A 6,976-nucleotide genomic window follows, 5' to 3' on the forward strand; every position below is an offset into this window, starting at 1 on the left:
ATAATCTTTTGCTGCCTTGATTTTATCTTCAAAAGAATATTTATATTGTCTTCCCATAAAAAATACCTCCAAAGTAGATTTTGGTTATTTACCATGTCTACTTTAGAGGTATCATATCATTGTGCGACAGCCTCTTTTATATTATAAGTTAAGAAAATTATTTAATTTTATGTAAGAAGAATAAAGCTATACTACTAACGATAATTATACTAAATGAAGCAAGAATATTTTTTGAATCTCCAGTCTTTACACTTTTAATAAGAGCTGATGCTGATGCAGTGTCACTTTTATTATCTTCATTAGAATCTTGTTTTATATCGCTTACTCCTAAAGTGCCCTCTTCGATATTATCATTTTTAGTTGTATTATTATCTTTATTATTATTGTCACTTGTTCCTGAAGTAGGAGTATCAGGAACAGTTACGTCTTCTTTTGGAATAGTAGGCGTAGTTGGAGTAGTAGGTTTTTCTTCTCCTGGTGTATCTTTATCTGGTTTGGTATCAGAATTTTTTCCTGGTACAGTTCCATTAAAAGGGTAATTATGTACTTCAAATCCTGAATTATAATTATAGAAATTATTTAATATAATAGTACCTTCTATATTACCAGATCCTGTTGCATTGAATGTAGCATGTGGTGCTAATATACTTCCTTTTACTGAAATTCCATAGAAATTTAGATTTTCAGCTTCAGGGAAATTCCACAACCATTTTCTAAAAACTTTTTCTGAAGGAGTGCTCATTTTATAGAACATAGCTAAGTTTCCTATACTAACATTTTTACCTTGTATATTGATGAGTACAGTTGCTGTTTCAGGAACGTCTATATTAATACCATTAATGTCACGAATTTCTTCATTTTTAATATTAAAAACTACTAGCTTACTATCGCTACCTACTAAATTTAGTTGTCCATAATGATTAGAAACTTTACCATTTGCAGATAGTGAATATAATTCCTTAGTTGTATTATATAAATATTTTTTTTCACTGTTAAAGTTAATAATATTTTCTTTTCTAGGTTGATTTGCAACGTTATTATTATTAGTCATTGTATAATTAATAACTTTTCCGTTAGTTCCGATTGATGTATTTCCATTAAAATTATTTCCACCAATAGCATTTAGGGTATTTCCTACGATTAAATCACTTCTTGTAGTAGAAGAAGTTAAAGAATTACCTATACTATAATGTTCATAAGTTGCGTTGTTTCCAACAGCAATTCTTCCTGTGCAGTCAGAGTACTTGTGTACATGATCATTTATAACGAATATACTAAAATCCGATGCTGTACCGAGTACATTAGAGTTATTATTAGCATATATATTGCTTGAATCAATAGAAAATAAGCATATACATAGAATCATTAGAATTGAAAATAGTTTTTTTAATTTCTGTTTCATAATTTACACCTCTCTACATTGATGCTAACTGATTGAATATATGGAAAATATACCTAACGGCTAGTAATATAATACTACGGGTGTATATCATTGTCAATATGTGATACAAAATTATGAAAAATGTTTCAAAATGACGAATTTATATTAAAATGAAGAGAAAAATGTAGAAATAAGACTACAGATATACGAAAAATATGGAGAAGTCATAGAATGAGAAGTAAAAGACAAAATAATTTATGTATAGTGTTGGATAAATATTAGTTTACATAATCATATTTATGTTATTGTAAACCAAGCTAAACCTAAAAATCAATGAAAAAAATAAATATATTGAATAAAGTAACCTAGGTTAGGGAAATAAAAAAGTAGATAATATTAAAACTGAATATATTTAATTATTTGTGTTAAGAAAGGAATGTAAAATCTTATGAGTAATAATATGGATATGGAATATCCTATGTTTTGCTATCAATGTGAGCAAACAGCAGGGGGAAAAGGATGTACTAAATTAGGAGTATGTGGAAAAACACCTGAAGTTGCAAATCTTCAAGATTTATTAATATTTCAAATAAAGGGTATAAGTTGTTATGCAAATGAATTAATAAAAAAAGGTGAAAATGTAGATAAATCAATAGTGAGATTTATTGAAAATAGTTTGTTTACCACACTTACAAATGTTAATTTTGATGCAGATGTTCATGTAGAAATGCTTAAAGAATCTCAAAGAATAAAGGATGAACTAAAAAAGAAAGTTGGTAAAATAAAAAATGATACTGCACATGTTACATATACTTTAAGTAACACTAAGTCAGAGATGTTAAAAGATTCAAAGATTGCAGGTATTATGTATGATAAGGACTTAGATCCAGATATACGTTCATTAAGACAAACAATAGTATATGGTTTAAAAGGAATAAGCGCATATGGTCATCAAGCAAGAGAATTAGGTTATTATGATGATGAAGTTGATAATTTTTATGTAAGAGCTCTTGAAGCAGTATGTGATGATAATTTATCAGTAGAAGATCTTATTAGATGGACTATGAGAACTGGTGAAATGAGTATTGCAGTAATGAAGAAACTAGATGAAGCAAATACTACTGTTTATAAGAACCCAGAGCCACATACTGTAAATGTAAAGATTAAAAAAGGTCCATTTATTATAGTATCTGGACATGACTTGAAAGATCTTGAGATGATCTTAAAACAAACCGAAGGAAAAGGAATAAATGTATATACTCATGGAGAGATGTTACCATGTCATGGATATCCAAGTTTAAAAAAATATAAACATCTTATTGGAAACTATGGAGGAGCATGGCAAGATCAACAAAAAGAATTTGATAATATTCCAGGATGTATCTTGATGACTACAAACTGTCTTATGAAACCAAGAGAATCATATAAAGATAGAATTTTTACAACTAATGTAGTAGGTTGGGATGGAGTTCAATTTATAAAGAAAAATGAAAATGGAGAAAAGGATTTTACGCCAATAATAGAAAAAGCACTAGAACTAGGTGGATTTAAAGAAGATGAAGAACCAAAGGAAATAGTAGTTGGATTCGGACATCATGCTACATTAAGTCATGCAGAACATATTGTAAAAGCAGTGAAGGACGGAAAAATAAGACATTTCTTTGTAATAGGAGGATGTGATGGCGCAAGACCAGGAAGAAGCTATTATACTGAATTTGCAAAGATGGTGCCAGATGACTGCATAATATTAACACTTGCTTGCGGTAAATATAGATTTAATAAACTTGAATTTGGTGAAGTTGCAGGTCTTCCAAGACTTCTTGATGTAGGTCAATGTAATGATGTGTTCTCTGCAGTAAGAATAGCAACAGCTCTTGCAGATGCTTTTGAAACAGATGTAAATAGTCTTCCACTTTCTATAGTATTGTCATGGTATGAGCAAAAAGCTGTAGCAGATTTATTGGCATTGTTGTCTCTTGGAATAAAAGGAATGTACATAGGACCAACATTGCCAGCATTTTTTAGCCCAAATGTTCTTCAATATTTGGTTGATACATTTGATTTAAAACCAATAAGCACACCTGAGGATGACTTGAAGTCATGTTTACAACAAAGAATATAAAATACTATTATAAGAAATTATTGCGTTGATAAATCTTTATTAGTGATAATTTATCTTATTAGTTTTAAGGTATAAGTCAAGCTTTTAGGAAATATATTACAAAAAGAGTTGTCACATTTTTTGTGACAACTCTTTTTATTGGAGATTTTTATTTGCTATGTAGTTACACTATTTTATCGTTTAGCTTTTCTGTATCCTGCATCTATAGCTTCCGTCTCAGAATTAAAATTTATTAGGTATTCAGAGTCTGCCATATTATCGTAATCTCTTTGACCAGGACAATGATAAATTTTAGATTTAGAATTACCTCTTATTATAGTTTTTGATGAGGAATCTTGGTATGAAGAACTATTAGAAGTATTAGCCGAAGTACTGTCATTAGTTACTTTGTCATCTGTAGCTAATGAACTGTTACCATTACTATAATCAATATTTATTCCAGGTTGTACATTGTAGACAAATATATTAAATTCAATTCCTTCACCATTGTCTTCAACAGACATCGCTTCAATTTGAACACCTTTTGCTACAAGGTCATTACCTTCAAATACAGGTGTCACTCTATACAAAACATGATTATTTGTTTCTTTAACATAGTCGGCTACCATATTCTCAAATGGTAACATTCCATCAACATTTAAATATCGTGTTCCAGTTATTAAGTTAAGTTCATTAGCGTTTTCAGCAGTTAATTGGAATCCAATTAAGTGGCATCTATTATAGAGGTATTTTCCACTTACAGAATCATATTTCACTGTTTGCCATCCAGTTGGTTTTACAGAACTAATAGATTCTCTTTCTGATGTAGGCATTATATCAGTTCCGACATTAGCAAAAGCAACGCCGCATCTACCTAAATTATCTAATGGGCTATAATTTTCAAAAGACTTTGTTGTAAAATCAGATGAAGAAAAATTAGGTTTATTCCCGTCTAATTCCACATAAGGTTTTCCAGAATAAGCTGGTATATCAGAGATTGTTGCTGAGTTATTTGACGAGCTAAGTAAGTTGTTAGATGAGCTATTACTATTGTTTATAGCTTGTCCAGTTTTGAAATCTGTGCATCCTATTGTAGATAATAGTGTTATTAACATAAATGCACATAATAAAATTCTTTTTACATTAGATGTTTTTTTCATTAGTGTTTTCTCCTATATAATTCTTTTGTTATTTTTTCATGAGATGAACCTTGAAAATCTTTGGTTTCATCTAGAATCCATTCTCCATTTTTCAAATCTATATCGAAATATAGATCAGCGGGATAATCTCTGTTCCAACGATAGATTACTATGGAATCAATTTTGCTAATATAAGCTTTTAATGATATATTTTCTACTAATGCATAATTGTCACCATTACATTCAGTAAGAAAATCAGGAGATATTTTAATATTATTATTATCAATATCTTTATAGAGTTTATAAGAATATTCATTCATATAAAGAATATTATTCTTTAATGAACTTTTTATATCAGCTCTAAGCAATTTATCTTGGCTTTGTCTTCTTTTATTAAACATCATTCCATTATTATTATCTAGACAAACAATGACATTCATCTTCATTCCTCCCCACATTATTTTTATACTTAGTTATTATATCAAATTGTTAATGTAAAATGATTAGAAAATATATAAAATAATGTGGTAATTGTAGTCATTAATAGAGAAAATAAACTAGATAAGAAAAAAGAACACTGCTATAATGTTTGTAGAATTTTAAGATAATGAGGAGTAGTCATATGAAGTTTTATTTAGCACCAATGGAAGGCATTACAGGATATATATATAGAAATACTTATAAAAAGTATTTTAATAATATTGATAAGTATTTTACGCCATTTATCGTTACTAATAAAGGTACAAGTCTTAAAACAAAAGAATTGCGAGATGTTTTACCTGAAAACAATAAAGATATAAATATTGTTCCTCAAGTTCTTACTAATAATTCAGAGGATTTTATTAATACAGCTAAAAAGTTACAGCAACTTGGATATGATGTTGTAAATTTAAATTTAGGTTGTCCAGCTGGTACTGTAGTCTCAAAATATAGAGGTTCAGGTTTTTTGGCTAAAAGAGAGGACCTTGATATATTTTTAGATGAAGTATTTAAAATGGATAATATGAAAATTTCTATTAAGACTAGAATAGGAAGAGATAGTGCAGATGAGTTTTATGAACTAATAAAAATATATAATAAGTATCCGTTGGAAGAATTGATTATTCATCCTAGAACAAGAGAAGATTTTTATAAAAATAAACCTAACTTAGAAGTATTTAAAGATGCATTATCACTAAGTACAAACCCAATATGTTATAATGGCGATATTTTTACAACTGCCGATTATGATAAATTTATAAATGCTTTTCCAAAAGTGAAATCTATTATGATTGGAAGGGGAATTTTAGCCAATCCAGCTTTAATAAGTGAAATTAAGGATGACAATTATTTAGATAAGAAAGTATTAAAAGATTTTCACGATGAAATCTTTCAGCAATATAGGGAATTATTTAATGAAGATAAAAACGCAATTTTTAGGATGAAAGAATTATGGGGATATATGATTTATATTTTTTCTGATAATAAGAAATATGCTAAGAAGATAAGAAAAGCGCAAAAATTAGATGATTATAATTATGCTGTTGCTAGTTTATTTAATGAACAAGAAATAATAAAAGGTGCAGGATTATTTAGTGATATAGATTAGTAATCTAAGGAATGATATAATAAAATTACGAATTTATCAATGGGGGAACGTGGAATGTTGAAAAAGTTAACTTCTATAAAAAAATCAAATCAAGCACCATATATGCTCTAGACAACACGGTATATGTGTAAAGAGCGATAAGTTGGCTAGAGCAAATTTTATGGTTTAAATCGCAAAATCATATGTGACTGTGTTGTACTCCAAAGAAAATAAATGGAGGGTTTAGAACATGGCATATATAAATGGAAAAGAAGTACTTCCAGAGGAACTATTAAAAGAAGTTCAGAAGTATTTTAGAGGAGGAATAATGTATATTCCTGATACAGAGAAAACTAGAAAACCTTGGGGAAGTAATACCGAGATTAAAAGTATTTTAAATAAAAGAAATGTTGAAATAAGAACTAAGAAGTTAAGTGGTGCTTCTATTAAGGAACTGATGGAAGAGTATCATCTTTCTTATGATTCTATTAAGAAAATTTTATATTGTACTTAAATATAGCTAGTAATGACCTTTCTTATCAATAATTTTTTGATATGGAGAGGTCATTTTTGTGTAATAAATGTTAAAAAAAAATCTTTATCCTAGGTGACTTATGCAGTTTATAGTATATTTAAGAGGTAATTTATTCATTAAAAGGATAGTGTAAAGTTTGCTATGAAAAAATAATATAACAAAAAACACTACCATTTTGAAAATTTAAGGTAGTAAATTAAAGAAATAATTTAAATTTAAGCATGACAAAAAGACCTTTAATGAAGGCAAAAAA

The 6,976-nt window shown here is 28.3% G+C and carries 6 protein-coding genes; 3 read left to right on the forward strand and 3 right to left on the reverse strand.

The annotated features are described in order from the left end of the window. Positions 1–157 precede the first annotated feature (157 nt). Positions 158–1,402, reverse strand: a complete 1,245-nt coding sequence (locus KQI30_RS16230) for a choice-of-anchor A family protein (RefSeq protein WP_216464393.1) — start codon at positions 1,400–1,402, stop codon at positions 158–160. 427 nt (positions 1,403–1,829) lie between these two features. Between KQI30_RS16230 and hcp the strand changes: the two genes are divergently transcribed. Further along, the gene (gene hcp, locus KQI30_RS16235; protein WP_216464394.1) at positions 1,830–3,503 is read left to right on the forward strand and encodes a hydroxylamine reductase; all 1,674 of its coding nucleotides are present in this window, start codon (positions 1,830–1,832) and stop codon (positions 3,501–3,503) included. 173 nt (positions 3,504–3,676) lie between these two features. Here the strand turns inward: hcp and KQI30_RS16240 are convergent, their stop codons facing one another. Then, positions 3,677–4,642, reverse strand: a complete 966-nt coding sequence (locus tag KQI30_RS16240) for a DNA/RNA non-specific endonuclease (protein WP_253287550.1) — start codon at positions 4,640–4,642, stop codon at positions 3,677–3,679. After that, the gene (locus KQI30_RS16245; protein ID WP_216464395.1) at positions 4,642–5,061 is read right to left on the reverse strand and encodes a ribonuclease Z; all 420 of its coding nucleotides are present in this window, start codon (positions 5,059–5,061) and stop codon (positions 4,642–4,644) included. The genes KQI30_RS16240 and KQI30_RS16245 overlap by 1 nt, the downstream gene beginning before the upstream one ends. A 182-nt stretch (positions 5,062–5,243) precedes the next feature. Here KQI30_RS16245 and KQI30_RS16250 point away from each other — a divergent pair, with 182 nt between their 5' ends. Then, positions 5,244–6,209 carry a tRNA dihydrouridine synthase gene (locus KQI30_RS16250; RefSeq protein ID WP_216464396.1) on the forward strand — a complete coding sequence of 322 codons (966 nt, stop codon included), beginning with the start codon at positions 5,244–5,246 and terminating at the stop codon, positions 6,207–6,209. A 229-nt stretch (positions 6,210–6,438) separates the two neighbouring features. After that, a complete protein-coding gene (locus KQI30_RS16255) occupies positions 6,439–6,702 on the forward strand; it encodes a CD3324 family protein (protein ID WP_216464397.1) in 264 nt (87 codons plus the stop codon). Positions 6,703–6,976: the final 274 nt, after the last annotated feature.

Source organism: Clostridium bornimense (assembly GCF_018917145.1).
GTDB classification, from domain to species: domain Bacteria; phylum Bacillota; class Clostridia; order Clostridiales; family Clostridiaceae; genus Clostridium_AN; species Clostridium_AN bornimense_A.

Bases quoted from the DNA above. Each gene is read 5' to 3' on its own strand.
- hcp (WP_216464394.1), top strand. From the start codon at position 1,830: ATGAGTAATAATATGGATATGGAATATCCTATGTTTTGCTATCAATGT.
- KQI30_RS16255 (WP_216464397.1), top strand. From the start codon at position 6,439: ATGGCATATATAAATGGAAAAGAAGTACTTCCAGAGGAACTATTAAAA.
- KQI30_RS16245 (WP_216464395.1), bottom strand. From the start codon at position 5,061: ATGAATGTCATTGTTTGTCTAGATAATAATAATGGAATGATGTTTAAT.
- KQI30_RS16250 (WP_216464396.1), top strand. From the start codon at position 5,244: ATGAAGTTTTATTTAGCACCAATGGAAGGCATTACAGGATATATATAT.
- KQI30_RS16230 (WP_216464393.1), bottom strand. From the start codon at position 1,402: ATGAAACAGAAATTAAAAAAACTATTTTCAATTCTAATGATTCTATGT.
- KQI30_RS16240 (WP_253287550.1), bottom strand. From the start codon at position 4,642: ATGAAAAAAACATCTAATGTAAAAAGAATTTTATTATGTGCATTTATG.